This window comes from Mesorhizobium sp. M1A.F.Ca.ET.072.01.1.1 (assembly GCF_004023325.1).
In the GTDB taxonomy this organism is placed as follows: domain Bacteria; phylum Pseudomonadota; class Alphaproteobacteria; order Rhizobiales; family Rhizobiaceae; genus Mesorhizobium.
Genome location: NZ_RZSF01000009.1, coordinates 22,275 through 45,687 on the forward strand (window position 1 = coordinate 22,275; position 23,413 = coordinate 45,687).

18 protein-coding genes are annotated in these 23,413 nt (G+C 60.7%); 12 read left to right on the top strand and 6 right to left on the bottom strand.

Annotated elements, in window-relative coordinates:
- The first annotated feature begins 1 nt into the window (after nt 1).
- The 8 genes from EOA32_RS02615 to EOA32_RS02650 all read left to right on the top strand — a co-directional run bounded on the left by EOA32_RS02615 (nt 2) and on the right by EOA32_RS02650 (nt 11,907).
- Complete coding sequence (locus tag EOA32_RS02615; RefSeq protein ID WP_128370779.1) at nt 2–1,069, top strand: ABC transporter ATP-binding protein; 1,068 nt, start codon at nt 2–4, stop codon at nt 1,067–1,069.
- 17 nt (nt 1,070–1,086) lie between these two features.
- Entirely contained in the window at nt 1,087–2,571 is a 1,485-nt protein-coding gene (locus EOA32_RS02620; RefSeq protein ID WP_128370780.1) for an aldehyde dehydrogenase family protein, read from the top strand.
- A 28-nt stretch (nt 2,572–2,599) separates the two neighbouring features.
- Nucleotides 2,600–4,234 carry a choline dehydrogenase gene (locus EOA32_RS02625; protein WP_210214802.1) on the top strand — a complete coding sequence of 545 codons (1,635 nt, stop codon included), beginning with the start codon at nt 2,600–2,602 and terminating at the stop codon, nt 4,232–4,234.
- Between the two features lie 216 nt (nt 4,235–4,450).
- Nucleotides 4,451–5,320 (top strand): dihydrodipicolinate synthase family protein, encoded by an 870-nt coding sequence (locus tag EOA32_RS02630; protein ID WP_170950416.1) that lies wholly within the window; start codon nt 4,451–4,453, stop codon nt 5,318–5,320.
- A gap of 148 nt (nt 5,321–5,468) precedes the next feature.
- The gene (locus EOA32_RS02635) at nt 5,469–6,500 is read left to right on the top strand and encodes a proline racemase family protein (protein WP_095832808.1); all 1,032 of its coding nucleotides are present in this window, start codon (nt 5,469–5,471) and stop codon (nt 6,498–6,500) included.
- 35 nt (nt 6,501–6,535) lie between these two features.
- Nucleotides 6,536–8,029 (top strand): aldehyde dehydrogenase, encoded by a 1,494-nt coding sequence (locus tag EOA32_RS02640; RefSeq protein WP_128370781.1) that lies wholly within the window; start codon nt 6,536–6,538, stop codon nt 8,027–8,029.
- A gap of 102 nt (nt 8,030–8,131) precedes the next feature.
- The gene (locus EOA32_RS02645) at nt 8,132–11,080 is read left to right on the top strand and encodes an NAD(P)-dependent oxidoreductase (RefSeq protein ID WP_128370782.1); all 2,949 of its coding nucleotides are present in this window, start codon (nt 8,132–8,134) and stop codon (nt 11,078–11,080) included.
- 77 nt (nt 11,081–11,157) lie between these two features.
- Nucleotides 11,158–11,907 (top strand): inositol monophosphatase family protein, encoded by a 750-nt coding sequence (locus EOA32_RS02650; protein ID WP_348632182.1) that lies wholly within the window; start codon nt 11,158–11,160, stop codon nt 11,905–11,907.
- 186 nt (nt 11,908–12,093) lie between these two features.
- Here EOA32_RS02650 and EOA32_RS02655 read toward each other — a convergent pair whose 3' ends face one another.
- The 4 genes from EOA32_RS02655 to EOA32_RS02670 form a co-directional block, all read right to left on the bottom strand.
- On the bottom strand, nt 12,094–13,122 hold the full coding sequence (locus tag EOA32_RS02655) for an Ldh family oxidoreductase (RefSeq protein ID WP_128370784.1): 1,029 nt from the start codon (nt 13,120–13,122) through the stop codon (nt 12,094–12,096).
- A 144-nt stretch (nt 13,123–13,266) separates the two neighbouring features.
- Nucleotides 13,267–14,400: an alanine racemase gene (gene alr, locus EOA32_RS02660; RefSeq protein WP_128370785.1), complete on the bottom strand. Its 1,134-nt coding sequence runs from the start codon at nt 14,398–14,400 to the stop codon at nt 13,267–13,269.
- A 206-nt stretch (nt 14,401–14,606) separates the two neighbouring features.
- On the bottom strand, nt 14,607–15,845 hold the full coding sequence (locus EOA32_RS02665; protein WP_128370786.1) for a glucoamylase family protein: 1,239 nt from the start codon (nt 15,843–15,845) through the stop codon (nt 14,607–14,609).
- Nucleotides 15,846–16,016: 171 nt separating this feature from the next.
- Nucleotides 16,017–16,223 carry a hypothetical protein gene (locus EOA32_RS02670; RefSeq protein ID WP_095832814.1) on the bottom strand — a complete coding sequence of 69 codons (207 nt, stop codon included), beginning with the start codon at nt 16,221–16,223 and terminating at the stop codon, nt 16,017–16,019.
- A 189-nt stretch (nt 16,224–16,412) separates the two neighbouring features.
- On the opposite strand from EOA32_RS02670, the gene EOA32_RS02675 reads away from it, so the two are divergent.
- Nucleotides 16,413–16,634 carry an HAD hydrolase family protein gene (locus tag EOA32_RS02675; protein WP_245418843.1) on the top strand — a complete coding sequence of 74 codons (222 nt, stop codon included), beginning with the start codon at nt 16,413–16,415 and terminating at the stop codon, nt 16,632–16,634.
- Nucleotides 16,635–16,650: 16 nt separating this feature from the next.
- Here the strand turns inward: EOA32_RS02675 and EOA32_RS02680 are convergent, their stop codons facing one another.
- Nucleotides 16,651–17,955 carry an MFS transporter gene (locus tag EOA32_RS02680; protein WP_189406853.1) on the bottom strand — a complete coding sequence of 435 codons (1,305 nt, stop codon included), beginning with the start codon at nt 17,953–17,955 and terminating at the stop codon, nt 16,651–16,653.
- A gap of 449 nt (nt 17,956–18,404) precedes the next feature.
- Nucleotides 18,405–20,051 (bottom strand): GMC family oxidoreductase N-terminal domain-containing protein, encoded by a 1,647-nt coding sequence (locus EOA32_RS02685; RefSeq protein WP_095832832.1) that lies wholly within the window; start codon nt 20,049–20,051, stop codon nt 18,405–18,407.
- Nucleotides 20,052–20,463: 412 nt separating this feature from the next.
- Between EOA32_RS02685 and EOA32_RS02690 the strand changes: the two genes are divergently transcribed.
- From EOA32_RS02690 to EOA32_RS02700, 3 genes are all read left to right on the top strand, one after another.
- Nucleotides 20,464–21,171: a hypothetical protein gene (locus tag EOA32_RS02690; protein ID WP_245499128.1), complete on the top strand. Its 708-nt coding sequence runs from the start codon at nt 20,464–20,466 to the stop codon at nt 21,169–21,171.
- Nucleotides 21,172–21,299: 128 nt separating this feature from the next.
- On the top strand, nt 21,300–21,890 hold the full coding sequence (locus EOA32_RS02695; protein ID WP_245418845.1) for a DUF1349 domain-containing protein: 591 nt from the start codon (nt 21,300–21,302) through the stop codon (nt 21,888–21,890).
- Between the two features lie 573 nt (nt 21,891–22,463).
- Nucleotides 22,464–23,342 carry a dihydrodipicolinate synthase family protein gene (locus tag EOA32_RS02700; RefSeq protein WP_128370788.1) on the top strand — a complete coding sequence of 293 codons (879 nt, stop codon included), beginning with the start codon at nt 22,464–22,466 and terminating at the stop codon, nt 23,340–23,342.
- Nucleotides 23,343–23,413 lie beyond the last annotated feature (71 nt).

Here is a 23,413-nt window from a genome sequence, read left to right on the forward strand (position 1 = left end):
AATGGGTATTGAAGTCAGATCAGTCTACAAGCGCTTTGGCGCCTTCACTGCCGTGAATGGCGTGTCGGTCGACATCAAGGACGGCGAATTCTTTGTCATGCTCGGCCCCTCCGGTTGCGGCAAGACCACGACATTGCGCATGATCGCCGGACTGGAGCTTCCCAGCGACGGCCAGATCAAGATCAATGGCCGAGACGTGACATACGAAGAGCCCCGCCACCGCGATATCGCGATGGCGTTCCAGGACTACGGTCTCTATCCGCACCTTTCCGTATTCCAGAACATCGAGTTTCCTTTGAAGGTGCGCAAGATGGCCGAGGGCGAGCGCAAAAAGAAAGTGCATGCGACCGCGGAAAAACTCGGAATTGCCGAGTATCTGGATCGCAAACCGGGGCAGATCTCCGGCGGGCAACGGCAGCGCGTCTCCCTGGCGCGGGCGTTGGTGCGCAATCCCCGCGTCTTCCTGATGGACGAGCCGCTTTCGAACCTCGATGCGAAGCTGCGCGCCACAATGCGCACCGAGATCAAGAAGCTGGTTACCAGCCTCGGCATCACCACGGTCTACGTGACCCATGACCAGATCGAAGCAATGTCGATGGCCGACCGGATCGCCGTCATGCGTAAGGGTGACATGGTCCAGGTGGCAACGCCGCTGGAGATCTACGACAGGCCAAGAACCGAGTTTGTGGCCGACTTCATCGGTTCTCCGCCTATGAATCTGTTCCCCGCCCATTTTGACCCCAAGAAGGGAATTGCCGCCTCCATCCAGCCCTTTGCCGACAGTCTGTCCGGGGACGTCGCCGACAAGGCAAGCAGCTTTGCCGACGCCCAGGGACAATTCTTCGTCGGGGTCCGCCCCGAGCATCTCTTGATCGTTGGTGACGGCGTCGAAGGCGCCGCGTCCGCGAGCGTCGATTTCGTCGAGCCGCTTGGGCAAACCACCAATGTCTATGTCGACTGCGGTGGTCACAAGTTCATCGTCGTCACCGATCGAACAGAGGCGAGGGTTGGCGACGTGGTCGGCGTGCTCGTTGCGCCAGGCAAGACCCGGCTCGTCGCGCCAAACTGACCGAGGAAAATGGATCGATGGACGTCCGCGAATACGACAATTGGATCGACGGCGGTTGGGCAGGCGCCGATCGAAAGGTGGAACGCAAATCGCCCGCGCATGGGAGGCTGCTTGCCCGTTTCGCGCAAAGCGACGAGCACGCGGTGAAGGCTGCTGTCGGGGCCGCCCGCAAAGCCTTCGACATGAGATCTGTCTGGTCATCCCTGCCTGGCGCCGACAGAGCCAAGGCACTTGGGCGTTGGGTCGATTTGATGACCCGTGACCTGGATAGGTTGGCCCTGATTGAGGCAGAAGAGGTTGGCAAGCCGATCCGCTTCGCCAGGGCAGAGATTGAGTGGTCAATTGAGCTGGCGCGCTATGCGGCAGCGCTTGCCTGGCAACTCCCAGGGGACCTGGTCTCCAACATCGGGGACGCAAATCTGGGTCTTGTCACCCGTGAGCCGCGCGGGGTGATCGCAATGATCACGCCATGGAATTTCCCTATGGTCACCCTGTTCCAGAAGCTGCCCTTCGCGCTCGCGGCCGGCTGTACGGTTGTGGTCAAGCCATCGGAGCTGACCTCTGGTTCGACGCTGGAAATCGCCAAGCTGGCGACAGAGGCCGGCATTCCAAATGGCGTCATCAATGTGGTAACCGGCTCGGGCCGAACGGTCGGCGAGATCCTGACTGGGCATCGAGATGTCGACATGATCTCGTTTACCGGATCGACCGCGGTCGGGATCAGGATCGCGCAGCGCGCGGCCGAGCAAGTCAAGCGCGTTGGCCTCGAGCTAGGCGGAAAGGCGGCAAATATCGTCTTTGCCGATGCCGACATCGATGCGGCGCTGGATGGCATCCTGCTCGGCTACATCCTCAACCAGGGTGAAGAGTGCGTCCAGGGAACCAGGCTCCTTGTTGAGGATAGCGTCGCGGAGAGCTTCCTGGAGAAGCTTGTAGAGCGCTCGAAGGAGATTCGCCTCGGCTTGCCGGCCGATGAGCAGGCAGACGTCGGAGCGCTGATCCATGAAAAACACATGGATCAGGTGCTGGCATACATCAAGAGCGGCATAGACGAGGGCGCGACGCTTCTGCTCGGTGGCAACCGTGTCACCGAAAACGGCCTCGGCATGGGCTATTATGTTGCCCCTACCATCTTTTCCGACGTCACCCCCGACATGACCATCTTTCGCGAAGAGATTTTCGGTCCGGTGCTTGCGGTCACGCGTTTCAGCAGCGTCGAGGAAGCAATCGCGCTCGCCAATGACACGAACTATGGTCTGGGCAACGGGCTGTGGACTAAGGACATCGACAAGGCGATACGCGTTTCGCGCGAACTTCGCAGCGGGACGGTCTACGTCAACACATTTCTCGAGACCGCAGTCCAGATGCCGTTCGGCGGCTTCAAGCAGAGTGGGATTGGTCGTGAAAACGGCATGGACGGGTTGCTCGAGTTCACCGAGGTGAAGTCGACCTTCATCAAGCTTGGGAAGCGTCCGCACGCCCTGCCGCACACCGTGGCATGACAGCAAGATCGTAAGGAGTGCTCCCAAGGTGACCGACAAGAAGACGTTCGACTATATCGTCATAGGTTCCGGCTCGGCAGGCTCCGTGATCGCGTCCCGGCTGGCCGAGGACCCATCGACCACGGTTCTGCTCCTGGAAGCGGGGCCGTCCGATCAGCATATCTATATCCGGATGCCGGCGGCCCTTGGCTTTCCGCTGATGAACGACCGCTTCAACTGGTTCTACAATTCGGAGCCGGAACCGCACTTGCAGGGGCGGGTCATACATGAGGCGAGAGGGCGCGTGCTGGGCGGCTCGTCTTCCATCAATGGCATGAATTGGGTCCGCGGCAATCCTTGGGACTATGACAACTGGGCAAGCATCGGAGCTGACGGATGGTCCTATGCGCAATGTCTGCCCTATTTCAGGAAAGCCGAGACATTCGACAAAGGAGCGAACGCGTATCGTGGCGGCTCCGGGCCGATGCGGATCGAGACCTGCAAGGCCGAAAATCCGCTCTACCACGCCTTCCTGAGGGCCGGGGTGGAGAGCGGGCTGAAGCATGTTGCTGATCACAATGCATATCAGCAGGAAGGTGTTCATATCACCCAGCGCAACGTCCATGACGGCATTCGTTGGAGCACCTCGCAGGCCTATATCCATGCCCAGCCCCGCAAGCCGAACCTCACCGTGCTCACCGGTGCGAGGGTCACGGGCATAGAGACCAGCAACAAGCGCGTAGTTCGGGTTGCTGTGACCACAAAAGCCGGCGCCCAACAGTTTGAGCCGGAGCGGGAAACGATCCTGTGCGGCGGAGCGCTGAATTCCCCGCAACTGCTGCTGCTATCCGGCATTGGCCCTGCCGATGACTTGAGAAAGGCCGGGATTGCGCTGAAACACCACCTGCCTGGCGTCGGACGAGGGTTGAAGGATCATGTCGCGGCCCCTGTCATGTATCGCGCGACCAAGGACGTATCGGCTGCCAAGGAACTCTCAACCTTCGGCAAGGCGAAGCTCGGACTTCAGTGGCTCCTCTTCAAGAGGGGGCTTGGCGCGACCAATTTCTTCGAAGTCGGCACCTTCATGCGCACGAGGGAAGAAGAGGCCATACCGAACGTGCAGTTCGAGTTCGTGCCGATGCTCGGTGAATTCCAGCACGGCAATGTCAAGCTCGAGAACGGCTTCCAGTACTTCCTGAGCCTGATGAGGCCAAAGAGCGAGGGTCGTGTCTGGGTGGAGTCGGCCAATCCAATGGCGGCGCCGAAATTCGTGTTCAACTATCTCGAGCACCCTGACGACATGCTGCAGGCGGTTCAGGCCGTGAAGGCGATCCGCAACGTGGTCCGTCAGAAGGCATGGGACGAGTTTCGCGGCGTGGAAGAAATGCCTGGCCCTTCGATCGCCACCGACGACGATATCGCCAATTGGTTGCGCGGTATTGCCGGCACCAACTACCATCCATGCTGCACCTGCAGAATGGGCGAGGGGGATGATGCGGTCGTCGATCGGGAAGCAAAGGTGCATGGCATTGAGGGCCTGAGGGTCGTCGATGCCTCGATCATGCCTGAGATCGTCAGCGGCAACCTCAACGCCCCGGTCATCATGATGGCTGAAAAAGTCGCGGACGCCATTCGCGGGATAGCGCCGTTGACCGCCGACCCGCAGCCTTACCACACCGGCTAAGGAGCGCGAGCATCAAATGCAGCAAGCGCTTGATCTATAGCATGAAAACGATTACAACTATGTAAATTCATGATTAGCAATATGGTTCCGGACCGCTGGTTGCTAGCAGGAAGTATACAGCGAAATCTATAGCTTACGGCATCCAGTCATTCCATGCGGAATGAGGTCGCGCCGCAGGCTCAACGGTCAAATCAGTCGCGCAAAAGGAGCAAAGACGTGAGTGAATTAAAAGGCATCTGCGTGCCGATCTGCACGCCATTCAAGGACAATGGTGCTGCGCTCGACGAGGGTGCATTGGCGGCAAACATCGACTCGCTGATCGAGGCGGGAATTCACATCATCGCCGTGAATGGCGGGACCGGAGAGTTTCCTTTCCTCACCGAGCCCGAGAAGCGGCGCATCGCCGAGATCGCGGGCAAGCGAATCAATGGCCGGGCCAAGCTTATTGTCCAGACGTCTGCCCTGCGCACCGAAGACGCGATCGACAACTCAAAGCACGCGCGGGACGCTGGCGCGGACGCGCTGCTCATCCTGCCGCCCTTCTTCGAGGGCCCGGGCGAACCGGGAGTGCGCTACCACTACGAGCAGATTTCCAGGGCCGTCGCGACCCCTATCATGGTCTACAACATTCCCCAGTACACCGGCTTTGACATCACGCCTGACGTCTTCAGGCGCTTCAGCGAGATCGACAACGTCAAGTACATCAAGGACAGCACGTCGAACATGATGCGCATCGATCAGCTCTCGGCCCAAGGCGCCAAGGTGTTCAACGGCTGCGACTATCTGAATTTCTACAGCCTTGTCAGCGGCGCGCCCGGCGTCTTCACCGGATCCGGCAATGCCGTCCCGAAGCAGCTCGTGAAGCTCTATGATCTCATTCAAGGCAAGAACCTGGCCGAGGCGGCCGCTCTTTGGCTCAAGCTGCGCCCGCTGTCGCTGCTGCTTTGGACGTCTCCGTTCAACCCCGTCGCCAAGGCCGCGAGCACCAAGACGGGACGTCCCGTCGGCGAGTGCCGGCTTCCCGTCCTGCCGCTGACCGAGGCGGAGGTGAAGCTGGTCGACGAAGCCCTCGCGGCCGCCGCCTGAGCGAGTGTCCCTTGTCCCCGGGGACACCGTCTCCCCGGGGCAGGCCTGGAAGCGCCGGTCCGCTGCGGCATGCTTGGCAATTCACCGGTCGTCATTCGGCCGCATCCCTCGGAACGCCTCGCACGCGACTGAACAAGGAGGACGACACATGCGGTTATCGCGGATGATCAACGTTGTCGGCGCCCATGCTGAAGGCGAGCCCAACGACGTCATCACCGGCGGCGTCATCGACGTCCCTGGCAAGACGATGTTCGAAAAGGCGCGCTGGCTGGAGACAAAGGGCGACGATCTTCGCGCGTTCCTTCTCCACGAGCCGCGCGGCAAAGTCACACTGTGCACCAACCTGGTCCTGCCCTCGTCCCACCCCGACGCCCAGATGGGCTACGTGATCATCGAGCCGGCTTCGTATCCGCCGATGTCGGGGACAAACACCATCTGCACGGTCACCGTGCTGCTTGAGACGGGTGTCATCGCCATGCAGGAGCCCGTCACCAAATTGACACTCGAGGCCCCGGCGGGGCTGATCGAGGTCGAAGCGCGATGCCGCAACGGAAAATGCGAAAGCGTGAAGTTCCGGAACCAGCCGTCCTTCGTCATGCATCGCGACCGGATGATCGAGGTCCCTGGCATTGGATCTCTTCGCGTCGACGTCTCCTATGGCGGGATGATCTACGTGATCGTCGATGCCCGCGACTGCGGCTTCGCAATTGAGCCGTCGGAAGCGCGCGACCTGTCCGACGTCGGGGAAAAGATCAAGCGCGCGGCGGCCGAGCAACTGCCGTCGATCCATCCTGAAAACCCGGCAATTCATACCATAAACCAGACGCTTTTCGCCGGTCCGCTCACGGTCTGCGACGGGGTAAAGTCATCGCGCAACGGCGTGATCGTCTCGCCTGGCCGCCTCGATCGCTCGCCCTGTGGCACCGGAACTTGCGCGCGACTGGCGCTGCTCCATGCCCGCGGCGAGATCGCGCCCGGCGAAAAATTCATCCACGAATCGATCATCGGGACAAAGTTCGAGGGCGAGATACTCCAGACTTCCAAAGTGGGCGACGTCGATGCCGTCTCCGTCGCGATCAGCGGGCGGGCCTGGATCACTGGCTTCCACCAGTTCGTGCTCGATCCGAGCGATCCGTTCCCCACCGGATACACGCTTTCCGACACCTGGCCCAACGCCTGACCAAGACCCTTCAATGCGATCCGCAGGAGTTTAACATGAACCTCCACACAGACTTCCACGCCCAAGCCAAGACGCTGAAATTCGAGACCAGGGCCTTTATTGATGGCGCCTATGTCGCGGCCCAATCGGGCGAGACCTTCGAGACCGTGAATCCGGCCACAGGCAAGTTGCTGGCCAACGTGGCTGCCGGCGGCGCGGCGGACGTCGATGTCGCGGTCAAGGCTGCGCGACGCAGCTTCGAGGCCGGCAGCTGGTCGGGCCTGCCTCCGCGGGAACGCAAGAAAGTTCTGCTGCGCTTTGCGGATCTGATCGAGAAACACAGTGCCGAGCTGGCGCTCATCGAAACGCTCGACTGCGGCAAGCCAATCAACGATTCCATCAATGTCGACTTGCCCGACTCCATCGAGACATTGCGCTGGCATGCGGAAGCGACCGACAAGATCTACGATCAGGTGTCTCCAGCGCCACGCGACGTCGTGTCGATGATCGTGCGCGAGCCGATCGGCGTTGTCGGTGGCGTGATCCCGTGGAACTTCCCGCTGTTCGTCGCCATGTGGAAGCTGGCGCCCGCCCTGGCTGGGGGCAACTCCATCGTCCTGAAGCCGGCTGAGCAGACATCCCTGTCATTGATCAGGCTGGCGGCGCTGGCATCCGAGGCAGGCATACCTGATGGGGTGTTCAATGTCGTACCTGGCCTGGGGCCGACTGCCGGTCAGGCCATAGGCCTCCACAGAGACATCGATTGCGTCAGCTTCACGGGATCGGGAGAGGTGGGTCGGCTATTCCTAAAGTATTCGGCAGACTCAAACATGAAGCGCATCATCCTCGAATGCGGCGGCAAGAGCCCGGCCATCGTGATGGGCGACATCAGGAATTTCGCTCCGATCGTCGAGAATGTCGCGACTGGTATTCTTTTCTGCCAGGGCGAGAACTGCTCGGCTGGCTCGCGTCTCATCGTCCATGAGAGCATCAAGGACCAACTGCTCGATCAATTGAAGCCAGTCTTCGAATCCTGGACTGTCGGCGACCCGCTCGAGCGCACGACGCGCATCGGAGCGATGATCGAGCAGGAGCATCTTGCCAAGGTGCTCTCCTACATCGAAACCGGACGCAAGGAAGGCGCCAGGATCGCCTTGGGCGGAAGCCAGATACTGGCGGGCACGGGCGGCAGCTTCATCCAGCCGACCATCTTCGATGGCGTTTCGAACAACATGAAGATCGCCCGGGAGGAAATCTTCGGCCCGGTGCTGTCGGTGATCACTTTCAAGGATGAGGTCGAAGCAGTCCGCCTGGCAAACGACACCAACTACGGCCTCGCCGCGTCCCTCTACACCGACGATCTCAACACCGCCCACCGTGTCGCCAAGCAGATCCGCGCGGGAACTGTTTCGGTGAACTGCTATTCGGAAGGCGACTTCGCCGTGCCGTTTGGCGGCCACAAGGAGTCCGGCTTCGGCGGCAAGGATAAGGGCCTGGCCGCGCACGACCAATACACGGAGACGAAAGCCGTGTGGATCCAACTGCGCTGATGACATCACTTGGCCAGCGTCTGAGCTGGCCAGCACATTCCCGGTCGGGAACGGAAGGCGCCTGCGGCTTCGCAGGTGCACCCATTGAGTTGAGGTAGGCTGATGACATCGATGGAAACGCTAAGGGCAGAGCGACTTGCCGCGCTGCGCCTGACGGCCGCCGGGCGCCCAAGGCGGACCGCCAACCCATTTTTTGGCGTCGGCCCCATCACCGACCTCACCACCGACGAGGTCGATGCGCGCCTCCTGCGCTTCGAGTTCGATTCCTGGCTGGAACGCAACTACAGGAAATTCGACGACAGGGGCCACGATATCGGCCCCTTCACCACCGCGGAGATCGGCCGCGGCATGCATCGCGGCTATCCGGCCGACAAGATCCTGCTCGACATGATGCGCGAGATCCATCGCTACTTCGGCTTCCCCAAGTCGAACCAGATGGCGGTTGGTCTTGGGGGAGGGCATAGCGGCTTCACCGCTTGCGTCATGCACCTGATGAACGCAAACGACGACAAGCAAAGGGTCTATGTCGACACGCCAGCGCCGGAATCGGAAGCGGCCGGCTCCGGCGGCTTCTTCCGCCAGTCTTGGGGTGCCCAGCTTGTCGAACTGCATCGCTATTCGAAGCGAGGCGACGAACGGCGCGTTCACTTCTCGCCAAGAGAAGGGATCATCCCATCCCCCGACTACCTGCGCGGCTTGGGGATCGCACTCTTCGTCGGCGTCGGTCATGAAACGACTGGCGCCACCACCTATACGTCGCAGGATATCTCCAACCTCCTGGAGTGGCTTCGCAGCGACCCTGACAACCATCACGCCGTTCTGGACGCGACGTCGCTGCTCGGGGCGATGCCTTGGGGTGACCACGTCGTGCGGGAACTGCTGGCAAGGACCTGCATGTTCATGCCGTTCCAGAAGGCTATCGGCGGCGTCTCCGGTTACTTCGTCGCGACGTTTACGCCGCAGGCGCTGCGGCTCATCGAGCGCAACCAGCGGGATCCTTCCTGGGCAATTCCCCGCCAGCTCAAGATCGCTGTGCCGGCAGATCCCAAACGGCCCCTGAGCGGCGATCGCTCCGTCGCGGTCGGACCGCTTTATGATCCGCAAGGCGACAAGATGCTGGGCGGTGTTATCAATACCTACTCCGCGCTCGCCTTCGCAGAGACGACTTTCGGCCTGCTGCGGTCCGAGAGGCGGCTCGGCTCGGTGGAGACGCTCAACCGACGCTCAACAGCCAATCGGGACGCCATCAACGACTGGGTGTCGCGCAGTGCGGTGCTTCGGCTCAGCGTCACCGATCCTGAACGACGCGGCGCCGCGGTAACGCTGTTGAAGGTGGTGGACCCAGCCCTGGAGAGCTCGGGTCTGCACGCCCGCATCATCGCGCGCTCCAAGCAACTGCTTGGCTATGAAGGGACAACCCACCCTGACGGAAATCACGAGCCGGGGCTGGACGTGGCCCGTTACGTCAACGCCTTCCCGGGCACGCCGGGCGACTATCGGGCCTGGATCGGCGGGGTTCGCGCCCCCGACGACGTCGTCGCGCTTCTGGACAATCTGCAATATGCCTATCTCAGGGCCAAGGTTGCGGTCATCGAGGAGGAACTCGCCAAGCTCGGAGAACACTTTCCTCAGTCACTGAGTAGGATCGAGAGCGACCGCAACGGCGATGCCAGTCGAGCCTATACCGTGCTTGTCGCTGATCCGATCGGATTGCGATTTGGACCAGAGGGCACGCCGGACCATAGCGAGGTGCTCGCGCACATCGAGGCAAGGGGGGGCGTGTTCCACCATGGGCCTCTCTGCCGTGAAGCGCTTGAGCCGGGCCGCGTCCATTTCTCCTATCAGCCGGACCTGAGCAGCGCCGCCGAGATCCTGCGGCAGACCGACAAAGGTCAGTGCGATGCTGTCATTGTGGCAGCTACGGCAATCCCGGAAGGAGCGGTCTTTTCAGAGGGAGGCGTGCGCATCGGTGCCGGCACCGGCAACATGCAGTCCAGGTCCTGGGGAGGGCCGAACGGCGGCGGCCCTGCTCCGTTGATGAACACGCCAAGCTTCAACAGCCGTGCTACGGCGCAGATGGCGCTCAAGGCGATGCTAAAGGTGGTTCCGGATCTCCCGGTCGATGAATTGCATCAAAGGGTGGTCGACGGGCATTTCGACACCGCGAGGAACCTCCGCGATTTCCCCACCGAAAAGATCGAAGGCAAGAAGATCGCCATCATTGGATATGGCAATATCGGCCGTGAGCTGGCCAAGCTTTGCAAGGCGCTGCGCATGCGCGTTTGTGTGCATTCCCGAGCAAATCATCGCGAATGGATTGAGGCCGAGGGCCTCAAATATGCAGCGACGCTTCAGGATGCCGCGCGTGGCGCCGACTTCATCAGCCCCCACACCGGGCTCGGCGCATTTGAGCAGGCTCGGGGATGCTTCGCAAATGTGGGACTGATCGACGGCGAGATACTCTCGCTTCTCAACGACGGTGCGGTGGTCATAAATTACGACCGCGGCGAGATCATCGATGCTTCGGCGCTGGCAGTCGCCCTTGAATGCGGAAAAGTCCGCCATGTCGCGGTCGACGCCGACATCTTCTTCGACGGCCAGACATCCTCCTTCGTCGGCCCGCTGGTCCCGTATCGTCAGCTTGCTCTCAAGTTTCCCGGCAGGCTCGAGCTTCTGCCGCACGCGGCCGCCGACACCGATCACCCCTCTCGTGTGGCCGGGGCGAAACATGCCGTCGACCAAATTATCGAGGCAATTCTCAACCGTCGGATCGTCAACCGCAAGGGCGAGCTCCCCGCAGGCTACGTGGACGGTGGATCCCGCACGGTCCCCGGCATCGGAAAGCCTTCGCGCGATCAACTTGCCGCGCTCATTGCCGACCGGCCCGCCCTGGAGGAAGGCAGGGCTCTGAGCGAGAGGCTTGCCGCGATCTTCGGTGCCTTGTCATCTGCCGGGACAGAAGCGCAGCAATCCCTTCTCACGCAATATGGCAATCAGCTGGCGGAAACCGGCGCGCGCCTTAATAGTCTTCTTGAGGAGAGGGGGCTCTGACGCAGGCGCGCCTCTCGCTTGGCGTCGCCCGTCGAGGGGACGACGAGGCGCTGCCGGACTTCGAATTCTTCCGCAGGCTGGCCGATGCGGCTGCTGCCGAGACGCTGCCGAGATTTCGCACGAGAGGGTCGGCGAATGCCAAGAACAAGATCGGCGTCATATATGAGCCTGTGAGCGAGGCGGCTCGCGCGGCCGAAAAAGCCATTCGGGGGATCATAGCCGCCGACTATCCAATGGATGCAATGCTGGGTGACCAATTCGGGCCGTCAGGATCAGGGCCGATCCAGTGGATCATCGATCCGATCAATGGTGCAAAAGCTTTCCTGTGTGGCATTCCGGTCTGGGGGACCCTGATAGGCCTCACGATAAATGGCCGCGCCACGATGGGCATGATGAGCCAGCCCGATACCGGGGAATGCTTCTGGTCTGATGGCACGAGATCGGTGTGTCGCTCTGCCCAGGGCGAGACGGTGTTGAAAACGAGTGGCGTCCAGCTTCTCTCGGAGTCGATTTGCCACACGAATTCTCCTGAACCCTTCGCACGCCGTCCGGGCAGGGGCTTTGCGCGGCTCGCGTCGTCGGTCAAATTCACGAGGTACGGCGGCGACTGTTACGCATTCGCCATGCTGGCGGCCGGCCAGATCGACCTCTGCGTGGAACTTTCCTTGCAAGCCTGCAACATCGCAGCGCTGATCCCGGTCATCGAGGCCGCCGGCGGTGTCGTCACCCGCTTCGACGGGGGCCGCGCGGAGCGAGGTGGAAACATCCTGGCATCGGCAAACGCCATCCTGCATGAGGCAGCGCTGCGGGTGCTCAATGACATCTGAACGACAGCCGCCAGATTTGGGGATGTGCGGCAAGGACAAAGTCCCAAGAAAAAGCGATGACAACGGTACCGAGGGACGATCCCGCCTGTGGGGCTGGTGCTGGGTGGCTGTCGCGACAGCGGCTTTGTATCTCCTTGTCTGGGTAACCCGGTAACCGGAACGGCTATCGGGCGATCAGCCGCACGCTCACAGGGCCATCAGCTGCTTCCACGTCGCGGCCGCAATGGCGATGCCGCGCTCGGCTGCCAACTTGCGGGCAGCGAGTCTACGTTCGCCCGGCAGGCGCGTCTGTCCGGCGCCAACCATCGCTGCGACCAGTTCCTCGATCCGCTGCGTGAACATCCTCGGTGAGTCATTTCCCCTAGTCGGATCGATCAGGATAATGGTTTCGCCCGTATGAGCCGATTCCGCGCCGGGATGGGCCGACCAGTCGACCTGATGGGAAAAGTTGCTACCGGTCAACGCTCCAGCAAGAATGTCGATCATCATGGCGATGGACGAGCCCTTGTGCCCGCCGAAGGGCAGCAGCGCTCCGCCCTCCAGTATCGCCTTTGGGCTGCGGGTCGGCAGCCCTGAGGCGTCGAGGCCAATCCCGTCCGGAAGGAGCTTGTTTTCGCGCGCCGCGACCGCCACCTCGCCATGAGCCATGGCTGCTGTCGCCTGGTCGAACAGCAGCACTTGGCCATCCAGGCGCGGCACGGCAAAGGCCATTGGATTTGTGCCATAGAGCCGCTTGCGGCCGCCATGAGGGACGACATAAGTGACGCTGTTGACCACGCCGAGCGCGACCAGTCCGGCTTCGGCGAATGGCTCGACATCAAGCCAAAGTGGCCCGTTATGGTGGGCATTGCCGATCGCTAGCACGCACGCGCCGGCCGATCGGGCCCTGTCGATAGCTCGCGGCATGGCCGACTCCAGCGCCGGTCTGGCATAGCCGTTGCCGGCGTCGACGTAGAGAAAGGCACTCCCCGCGTCGCGGATGTGCGGGACGGCGCGGTCATTGACAAAGCCGCTCCTGAGATTCTTCACATAACCGGTCATCCTGAACAGGCCGTGGCTTTGCGAGCCATCGCGTTCGGCGCTCGCACAGTTCGTAGCCAGCACGCGAGCGACGTCATCCGACGTTCCGTTGCGCAGCAGAATGGATTCGAGCGTAGCGACAAGATCGGGGAAGCTGCGGTAGATAGCGAGTTCGTCTGAGGGCGGGTCTGTCACGATGACCGCGAGTTGCCAGCAACCCGCCCCGCTGCCTGTGATTTCGGGGCTGCCAACGAGCACGTCAGGTGCCCATTGGCGGCCGAGTGCCTGGCACAGCCTGGGAGCGGGTCCATGCTCGGGCAGCCAACACGATGGCGCGAGCTATTCATTGACGTAACGGCGTGCGCAACCATGGCCAAGTGAAATCAAGACCTCGTGCTCAATCGTCCCGCAGGCCTTCGCGAGATCGTGGTCGCGAACATTGGGGCCAAGAATTTCAACCGGGCTCCCTGGCGCCAGCGCCCAGTCTGGAACGGCCGAGACATCCACAGTCAGAAGATCCATCGAGACGCGGCCGACAACCTGGGCTGCGAAACCTTGAACATAGACCGTGGCACGGCTTGAACCGCCTCGGGAGTAGCCGTTGGCATAGCCGATCGCGACAGTAGCGATCTTAGCCTGCTCGACCAGCCGATATGTCGAGCTGTAACCGACCGGCGAACCGCGCTTGATCGTCTTGACCTGGATGATCGGCGCCATGACGCTGGCCGGTTGCAACATTGGGTTTTTACGGCCCGTCAGCGGATTGATCCCGAATGTCGCCTTGCCGGGTCGCACCATGCCGAACAGATAGTTTTCTCCCAGATAGACGCCAGCCGAATTGGCCAGCGACAGCTTCGCGGCAGGCAGCCCACTGACTGCTTTCAGGAAAGCCTTGCGCTGGAATTCGCACCGCTCGAAATCGAGATCGTCGGCAGCCGAGAGGTGCGACATATAGAGGATGGGCGGAATTCGCGACAGGAGAGACAAGTTCTCGCGAAGCCATGCGGCATCGTCCGCAAGCAGCCCAAGCCGGTTCATGCCGGTGTCGAAATGGATGATCGAGTCGAGGGGGCGCCCAATCCTATGCGCTGCCTTGTGCCATTCCTCGATCTGGTTGCGGCTGTTGAGGACGGGAAGGAGGTTCGAAACGACAAATGCCTCCGTTTCCCCGGGCAGAAAACCGCCCAGCACACAGATCGTTGCCCCCTGGAGCACGGTTCGAAGCGCCACGCCGTCATTGGCAGTTGCCACAAAAAAGGTTTTGGCGCCCGCTTGCCGCAGCGCGATCGCACACGCGATCATGCCATGCCCATAGGCGTCGCCCTTCACGACAGCCGCGCAATCGACCCCTCCAGCGATGGCGCACAAGCGCCTGTAGTTCTCCCGCACAGCCTCAAGATCGACGACCATCTCGGCCTGGTTGACCAGGCCTTGAATTCCTTGCCCGGAGGGTGAGGAATGACTTCCATTCATGATCGGCGAGCCCGTTCCAGCATAGGAGTCTTGTAAACGTTTACATTCTTTAGCTCAATGGGATTATGATTTTTTGAACTGCTGAAATCCTCTCAGTCGCTCTAGGCCCTGCTACGGGCACGGCCGTTGCTATCGCCTTGAACCGACACCCCATTGGGTTCTGGCGCAGAGTTCGCCAGTCATTGTGGATGTCGCAGTCAGCCGGCCTAGATCTCGACGAAGCCCAACACGCTCAACCCTTCGCGCACCTCAGGCGCGCTCATGAAGAGTTCCCAGATCAGCCCGCTGCGGTGGTTCTCGATCATCGCTATGATCGGCCCCTGATTTATCGCCAGATAGGTTCGAGCGAACCAACTCAGGTTCTCGCTGAAGCTGTCGACAAATCCAAAACTTCCCCAGATGCGATGAAGCGGTTTTGTGAGGAAGCCTCTCAACGCCCGCATGGATTCCACCGGCGTGTAGGGAAGACTAGACAAGGCTGCGCTTGGGGTAATAACGCCCCTGTCATGGTCCGGCGCGTGCGCAACGTAGCCGTATGGGCCGTGGCCCGAGGTTAGTCCCCAGCAATCGGCGCCATAGCCGGAATGCCCGTGCGGGTTGCGAGCGCAATGTTCGTAGTTGATGCGCGTATGGGCCACATTCTGTTGCCAGTAATACGCATATCGGTCCCTCAGGCGCCGAGGGTCCAGCCCGCAGAATGAATACTGGGCCAAAAACAGGGGCCCTCCATAGTCCGGCCCAAGTGGAAGGACTGTGCCGTAGAAACTCTTCCCGTTGCACATCCGGCCGTCGCGGGCGAACCCCCTGTGATAGGCGCCGGCCCTGATCGGATGGGTGTCAGAGCCAGCTGCCAGCACATAAGGCAGCAGTCCTTCGTTCCATCCCGACACGGGGCAATTCATCGCCCATCCGCAGCCAGGACTCCAGTGCCAGTAGAGCGTTTGCTCGTCGCGGCAGTACCACTTCCATTCGATTGCTCGCCACAACCGGTCGATCCGCTCTCGCAAGCGCATCTCGGCAATAGATTTCCGGCAAAAGTACTGGCGCGCGCAAAAGAGGCCCTGGAACAACAGGGCAGTCTCCACGCAATCACCACCGTCGTCGTTGCGAGCGAAGCGGATGGTCTTCCCGCTCCGGCCATCGACGAAGTGCGGAAACATGCCGTGATATCGGCTGACCTTTTCCAGGAAAAGGGTTATGCGGCTCAGATGCTCGATCGCGTCATCGCGAGCGATCCAGCCGCGTTCGACGGCCACGATGATGGCCATTACCGCGAAACCCGTGCCGCCTATGGCGATGAGATCATTGTCGGCCCGGGGCGCAAGCCGCTGTCGGTCGCGCGCCATGCCGCTTGCCGGGTGCGCGCCATCCCAGAAGTACCTGAACGTCTGACGCTGGACAATTTCCAGCAGCGCTTCGTCTGCCAAGTCGCTGAGGTCTTTCATGCTTTGGATGCCGGGAACGGGCTGCGTCAGGGAAATGAGTCTGGATGATAGTCGTTTGCTGCGCAGGCCGCCCTGCCAAAGCTGGGGACCTCTGTCGCCGGTGCCAGTCGAGGGAAGGAGCTACCTGGAAAACGTGCCGGCGAAAGCGTCGAAAATCGGGATCGCCTTGCGCTACCGCGTCTTGTCGAGCAGGGCTGATAGGTAGTGTTCAGCCGCTGAAGACTGCGCCTGGGCAATCATGCCGCGTTCAGCACTTTGTTCGGCCAGCATGGACATAGCGGGTGGAAAGAGTTCTGCAAAGATGAGAAGAGCCAAGAAAGCGCAGGAAAATTTCAAGATCCGCGACAAGACAGCGGGCGTTTGATCCTGAGAGTTCATGGTGTCCCTTCGAAGATCTCTAACAAGCGGTCGACTCGCGAGCTCACATGTAGCGACCAACGCCCCAGAATAGTAAACGCTTACATGAACCTGTCAACGGCTCCTCAATGATGCGCCGTCGCGCCGCCAAGCCACGAAATCGCGAGATGCCGCCGACAAGTTCTAGCCGCGGAACTGGTTGCCGACGATGTGCCTGCCGAGCTCTGTGCCGCTGCAGGTGATGCCGCCAATGACCTGCCTCTTCTGCGCTGGTCGAAAACGCGGCTGACCGTTGCCAACGCGATTGCTCCAATCCGCACCATTGCGCACTTTTGTGGCGGCAACTGCGACGAGGGCGGCTTGGCCGACGCCCTCGATTGGCTTTTGCAGTCGGCTGACGCCCACGACCGAAACGGTTATCGCACACGGTAGGCGCCTCGATCAATCATTACTGGTCGCCATCCCACTTGATCTGCCCATTCGTTGGCGTCGAGGTCGCGCTGTCAACTTTGCAGCACTCGCCGCCTCGGAGGAGCCTGCCAAGTGGCGGTTGGCGTCTTCGGCCTAAAGACTTCGTCACCGCATCAGGGACCGCGCCGAAAAAGAAACGGAAACGAATGCCAGCGCGATGACGGCGAAGCTGGCGGCGAGCGAGAAGATTTGAGCGATCAGCCCCAGCAATCCCGGCCCCAGCAGCAGTCCAGCATATCCCATCGTCGTCACGGTTGACATGGCACGAGCAACAGACGGGCCGCCCACACGGCCGGCGGCTGCAAAAAGAGTGGGGCACTATATTAGCAAGGCCCAGACCACATATAGTGAGCGCCGCGAGAACGACGGCAAGATTGCCGCCCATCAGGATCATTGCGACCACCGAGCCTGCGCAAACCGCTGCGCAGTATCGCAACATTCGCATCTGGCCGATTCTGTTGACGATGGCGTCACCAAACAACCGTCCCAAAGCCATCATCGTCGCGAATGCAGCAAAGCCGTAGGCTCCCGTGCTTTCTGCCCCACCGCTGCGCGTCACGATGTAGATCGCGCTCCAGTCCATCATTCCGCCCTCGGCCAGCATTCCTAGAAATGCCAGGCCGCCGAGCAGGAAGAGATGGGTTCTGAAGGTGCTATGGAATTGAGCATCCCCCGTCTCGGCTGCGGCGGGAGGGCTGTGGATCCAGCTCGACCTATTCCATCCAGACCAGGCGACGAGCGCAACCAGCGCAACACAAATTCCCGTCACCCCGAGGCAAAGGTTCAGAGCGCCGCCGCGCGACAGTATTTTGCCCACGACAAAAGCGCCGGCCAAGCTTCCGAAACTGAACGCGGCATGGAATGAGGACATCACCTGACGACGCATGAGACGCTCCAATGCCGAGGCGTCAGTGTTCATCGACACGTCGAGCGTTCCAAACCCGGCGCCGCCAAAGAAGACAATCAGCGCCAGCGAACGGGCTCCCCCGGCATAAGGCAGAGCCAACAGCGCGGCGCCGAATGTGACCGAACCCGATAGGCTGAGCACATTGCTTGGGACAATTGCCACCAAGCGGCCGACATTGGTCATCATCGCGATCGCGCCGAGAGCGAAGCAAATCAAGACCAGTCCAAGCTGCCCTTTGTCCAGGTTCATCTGAACGCTGAGAACTGGAAGGGAGGACGCCCACGCCCCAATGCCGACGCCGCCACCCAAAAAGAAGAGGCTGCAAAACAAACGGCTGTTTTGGATCGCTAACGGGGGCGTCGAGCTTTCCTTCACTGTCGTCGACCTCCGCCTGGTCATCGTCGTCTTCGTCCAGGCCACTGGCCATGCCCGCAAGGAAGCGATTTCCCATTCTTGGAGACCTCACCAATGAGGTGCATCATTTCGCTCAAATGTCACAGTTATTGGCCGGCGCGGATACTGTGCAATTTCGCAATTCGCCGATAACCGACGCAGACCGACGCGGAATGCATGGCTTGCCGATGCCGATCGCGGGCCACTCATTGTCGTCCCGGCGGCTCCGCGAGGATGGAATGGCCGAATCCGGCCCTGGCCATCCCTTGGACACAACTCAACGGCTTTGAAGCTTCGCAATACCAGCCGTTGGCAACGGAATGCAGCTTGTGATTGGAGCCAAGTTCGGTGCAATAGTGCCAAATAGGGACCTACTGGCCGACGGGCATCGGACAAATCTTCAGGGCGGGTTGGAGGGAGATCGGGCCATCCTACTCTCCGTGTTTGATGAAATCCGCTGTTCTTTCGCCGATCATGATGCAAACAGCGTTGGGGTTGCCCGAAATGAGGGTTGGCATGACCGATGCGTCCGCCACGCGAAGACCCTCGAGACCGTGAACGCGGAGCCTGGGGTCGACGACCGCCATATCGTCATGGCCTATGCGGCAGGTGCCGGCGGGATGAAGCGCTGCATGCGCGGTCTCTTGGCAGAACCTTCTTACTTGGATCGGCGTCGCTGTTGCGGCGGAAGGGACCTGCCTCGATGCTATGTAGCGCCCGATGGCCGGCTGTTCCATGATGTCGAACACCCCCATCGTTCCTTCAACCACCGCATCGAGATCATAGGGATCGGAAAAATACCGCGGCGCCACGCGTGGGTTGGCGTAAGGATCGGCACTTTTCAGTGTCACTTCCCCTCGAGACCGAGGCCGGATCTGTCCTAGGTTTATCGTGCAGCCGTTTCCGCCCGGGACGGCGTCGACCCCTTCCTCAATGCCCGCACCCACGACCATGAAATATTGCACATCAGGGATGGCTTCGCTTGTGTTGCCCCACCAGAACGCCCCTCCTTCGATCAGGTTCGAAGAAGCCGGGCCATCCCTGAACAGTAGATAGTTCAGGCCAGCCGCGGCTTTCCAGTGCGGCTTCTTGTATTTGTCGTAGCTGTGGGGCCCGTTCAACTGATAGACGAGCGATATCTCGATATGGTCCTGCAGGTTCTGTCCGACCCCGGGCAGATCGGCAACGACAGGAATGCCATGTCCGCGCAAAGCGTCGGCCGGACCGATCCCTGATAACATCAGCAATTTCGGCGAGGCAATCGCACCTGCCGACAAGATTACTTCGCGACTGGCCATGAGGGCCCATTTGCGGCCCTTCGCTACATACTCGACCCCGACGGCCCGCCCCTTTTCGACAATTATCCGCGTGACCGTGGAACCCGTTCGAACCTGGAGATTAGGTCGGTGGCGGGCGGGTTTGATGAAGGCCGTTGCGGCGCTGCTGCGCCGCCTGTTTTTGGCGGTGATCTGGTAAAGACCGCAGCCGGCCTGATCGCCGGAATTGAAATCAGGATTATAGGGCAGCCCAGCCTGCTGGCACGCCTGCAGCCAGGCGCGTGTGAGGGGGTGGATATGGTCGATGTCGGAAACGCCTAGCGGTCCCCCTACGGCGTGGGCCTGGTTGCAGAACCGGTTGTTGTCTTCCGACCGCCGAAAGTAGGGCAACACATCATCATAATTCCAGCCATCCGCGCCGAGCGCTTCCCACCGCGCATAGTCGGATGGCGCGCCGCGGATATAGATCATCGCGTTGACGGAACTGCCGCCGCCCAGCACCCGGGCCTGGACCATCGTCGGCTGCTCGACACGGGATTGGGCTGCGGTTGGTTCCCAGGGAATCCTTTTCAATAGGGGCCCTTGTGCGGTCTTATAGTAGGCACCCGGGATATGGATGTAGGGATTGAAGTCGCGTGGGCCTTCCTCCAGCAGGAAGACCGAGGCATCAGGATCTTCCGAAAGCCGCGCGGCAACCACGCATCCAGTCGAGCCGCCGCCAACGACTATGTAGTCACAGTTGGTCTGCACAATTTCATCCCGCGGTCGGATGCCCAAGAGGGCCGAGCCATACTTTGTCATGGGGTCGAGATCCTCTGATCGAGCTCCAGCCTGAGGTCGGGTTTCATGCCGGATTTTGGCGCGGCAGATCTCCTGTTCGATCATCGATACGACGCAATGTCGAAGCTGCCTCTGCCAATCTCGCCCAGTAGGCAAACATCGAGAGCTCATGACAAGTTCGCAACGCATGGAACATGGAAGCAATGTGACGCGCCGAGCGAGAAAGTTCGCTGTGGTGAGGTCACTCTTTGCCTGGCATCGCTGGCGCCCTGAGAGCCAGTCTTTCGAAGACACCCGATTGCCGGCTTACCCACCGGGACCGGCGCACTTCGCAATATGGCGCAGAATTGACGTCAAGTTACGACAAGAATCGTCCAGACGCGCACTTCTTTTGGCGTCCGCATTGTGGTGTGGTCGGGCTCAGGTTACCCTGATGATGGACGACAAAACCGTGCCGAACCAGACGAGAGACCTTTCGTTTGCCGACGACTTCATCTTCGCCAAGCTCGTCGAAGATGTCCACGACTATCCCGTTGAAGACGCTGTCGTTGTGAATGTCAGCCCCAGCGCGATGATCACCGGAGATGAGCATCCGGCGATCGTGCCTGCCTGGAAATCGACATGGCTGAAGGGCGGGCAAATCAAATCCGCGGAACGGGCGGCGCTTCTGAAGGTGCGAAAAGCCACCAATCTCGGCGGCTGCATGTTTCGTGGCTGGGACTGGCTTGGCAATCGAATCAAGAGCTTCCCACGCGACACGCCGCTGTTCATTTCCCCGCAGGATGAGATCGGCACGGTCAGCACCGATCCTTTGGTATTCACCAACGAGCGCGCAGCACCCGGCTCCCCGCAGACGTTCACGCTCAAGCTGAACCTTTGGTGGTCGCCGGGAGACACTGACTGCTTCATTCACAATGAGCATCGCTTCCTTGAAACACACACGCAAATCCACGGCTCCGGCCGGATGCAGAAATTTCGAATTCGTGACGAAACGACAATTTATGAAGACGTTGTGATGCCCGTCGGTTATTCGCATGACCCGTTTTGCAGGGTTACCGGCAAGAATGAGTGGACCTACCCATGGCACCGCTACTACGCGGATACCGATTCGGTGTGGCTCGCCATAGAACTCCACCCCTGAATTCGGCGATCCTTGGCGCGCTTCGCGGGCGGTATCAAGCATTGGCGCCGAGGTCCGTTCTCAGCGCAGTTTAAGCCGGTCAAAACCGGCCGGCTCTCGGAGGAATTTGTTGAAGTGAAGGAAACAACATGAAGCTCGACAGCATGCGCGTTGAGGGGGCTGACAACGGCTCCGCGGCAATCGAGAACGCCTTGGTGCTGCTGCGGGCCAACGCGAACACGGACTGGTTCTTCGCCCCGAGCGGCAAAAGCCGGGCCGCGAATGTCACGCGATTGGTGCGCGAGATCGACGAGCAGCATTTTGCGCTGTCTGCCAGGGTCTCCGTCGACTTCGCCTCCGCTTACGACGCCGGCGCGATCTTCATCGAGTGCGACGACAACAATTGGGCAAAGATCGCCTTCGAATTTTCTGCCGCGCGTAAGCCGACCATCGTGAGCGTGGTGACGCGCGGCACATCCGACGACTCGGACGGTCCTCGTCATTCGGGCGCCCACGTGTGGCTGCGTGCTTATTGCGATGGCGAGACGATCGCGTTCCATTTTTCGGAAGACGGCAAATACTGGAATTTCCTGCGCTGGTTCACTCTGCCCGGCGTCGAAAGGCGGCCGGTGCGCATAGGGTTGGGCGTTCAATCGCCGACGGGCGAGGGGACGACGGCTGTTTTCTCTGACGTCCAGCTTTCTGTGGCCAAGATCAGCGATCTGCGCAACGGACAATAGCTGACCGCAATTGGCCGTTGACGACAGCGGCTCAGCCCGCTTGATCCCTCATCATCGCGATTTCGATTGGCGCAACGGCGACCGACTTCATGGCCTACGCGTTCCCTGCCAAGGCGCCAGTGATGCGACGTGGCAGGACACCGGAAATCACGATCCGAGTGACGGATGTTACGCATCGCGTTTGGAGATGGTCCGTTCCAGTTCCCAAGAACAGCGATCTTTACGGATCGACTGAGGTGTTGGCCCGCATCGAGTACAAGCGCGGTCGCCACCCCAAGATGCAAGGTCTTGGCGCCTTGGCCGCGCACCTGCTTGATGCCAACTCGCGCCACGAGTTGCGGGCTTCGCCACAACGATCGGCATCCGGCCGCGCTTGTCGCCGAGACGGCTTTTGACCCTACACAACGAGATGCGTTCTGACAGGCGAACGGGTCCGGCCGACCGAAACCAGGAGCGAGTGGCCGATCCTGTGCATTCGGAGCCACCGCCGCGAAACGCTCTTGACAACCTCGGCACTTCGCGGGATGTTCATTCAGTAATAGTTACTTTCACTGAGTGAAATAAGGATTGGCAATGGCGACTGTGCTTCAAAAGGACGAGATCAAGGGGATTATTCCGCCGCTCGTCTCGACCTTTGGACCTGATGGTGATCTCGACCTGGAGCTCTTCAAGGGTGAGCTTCGGTTCATGGAAAGCGCCGGCATTCGCCTTGCCGTGGTCGGCGGAAGCACAGGTTCGGGGGATGAGCTTTCCGCAGAAGAACTCGAGCTCTTGGTGGAAACAGCCACGGCCAACAGCAAGCTGCGCGTAATCGCAGGGATAATCACAACCACAACCCGCGACGCCATCAAGCGTGGTCTGCTAGCCAAGCAGGCCGGCGCCTGTGCGCTGATGCTTGGGCCGCCAATCTATAATACCCCATCGGGGGAGGGGCTGGAGAAGTTCATCCAGGATGTTGGGGCGGCGACCTCTCTACCCATCATCTACTATAACCACTTCTTCAACCCCCCTGCCGTCATGCAGCGCGTAGCCCAGCTGCCCGAAGTCATCTGCGTGAAGGAAGTGGCGCTGGAGCCGGTGACGGAACTCGTCCAGACCGTCGGCGATCGGGTCGCCATTGCCGCTGGCGCGGACAGCGTGAACATTGCGAGCTTTCTGTTTGGGGCGCAGGCCTCGATTTCCGGCATCAACACCGTCATCCCGAAACAGTACGGGGAGATCTTCGCCGCCCACGCGGCGGGCGACTACGTCCTTGGCCGGAAGCTGACGGACAAGATCGCGCCGCTCGCACGGGAGATGACCAAGAGCGTGAATTTCCCCGCCCGCATCAAGTTTGCCATCAACGCTCAAGGCCGCAGGGTTGGTGAACCGCGCAAGCCCAATGGCAACCTGGCCAAGGAGGATCAGGAAAAGATCCTGAAGGCCCTCAAGCTTGCAGGACTGCTTGCCTAAGCCGTGGCCAGCGCGGGCGCTCCGTCCATTGGTTGAATGAATAAGCCGAAGAAAACCATCTAAACAGGAGG

Excerpts from the sequence above, each read along its gene's own strand:
- EOA32_RS02665 (WP_128370786.1), bottom strand. The coding sequence starts at position 15,845 with ATGAAAGACCTCAGCGACTTGGCAGACGAAGCGCTGCTGGAAATTGTC.
- EOA32_RS02685 (WP_095832832.1), bottom strand. The coding sequence starts at position 20,051 with ATGACAAAGTATGGCTCGGCCCTCTTGGGCATCCGACCGCGGGATGAA.
- EOA32_RS02695 (WP_245418845.1), top strand. The coding sequence starts at position 21,300 with ATGAAGCTCGACAGCATGCGCGTTGAGGGGGCTGACAACGGCTCCGCG.
- EOA32_RS02640 (WP_128370781.1), top strand. The coding sequence starts at position 6,536 with ATGAACCTCCACACAGACTTCCACGCCCAAGCCAAGACGCTGAAATTC.
- EOA32_RS02620 (WP_128370780.1), top strand. The coding sequence starts at position 1,087 with ATGGACGTCCGCGAATACGACAATTGGATCGACGGCGGTTGGGCAGGC.
- alr (WP_128370785.1), bottom strand. The coding sequence starts at position 14,400 with ATGAATGGAAGTCATTCCTCACCCTCCGGGCAAGGAATTCAAGGCCTG.
- EOA32_RS02645 (WP_128370782.1), top strand. The coding sequence starts at position 8,132 with ATGACATCGATGGAAACGCTAAGGGCAGAGCGACTTGCCGCGCTGCGC.
- EOA32_RS02635 (WP_095832808.1), top strand. The coding sequence starts at position 5,469 with ATGCGGTTATCGCGGATGATCAACGTTGTCGGCGCCCATGCTGAAGGC.
- EOA32_RS02700 (WP_128370788.1), top strand. The coding sequence starts at position 22,464 with ATGGCGACTGTGCTTCAAAAGGACGAGATCAAGGGGATTATTCCGCCG.
- EOA32_RS02670 (WP_095832814.1), bottom strand. The coding sequence starts at position 16,223 with ATGAACTCTCAGGATCAAACGCCCGCTGTCTTGTCGCGGATCTTGAAA.
- EOA32_RS02690 (WP_245499128.1), top strand. The coding sequence starts at position 20,464 with ATGATGGACGACAAAACCGTGCCGAACCAGACGAGAGACCTTTCGTTT.
- EOA32_RS02615 (WP_128370779.1), top strand. The coding sequence starts at position 2 with ATGGGTATTGAAGTCAGATCAGTCTACAAGCGCTTTGGCGCCTTCACT.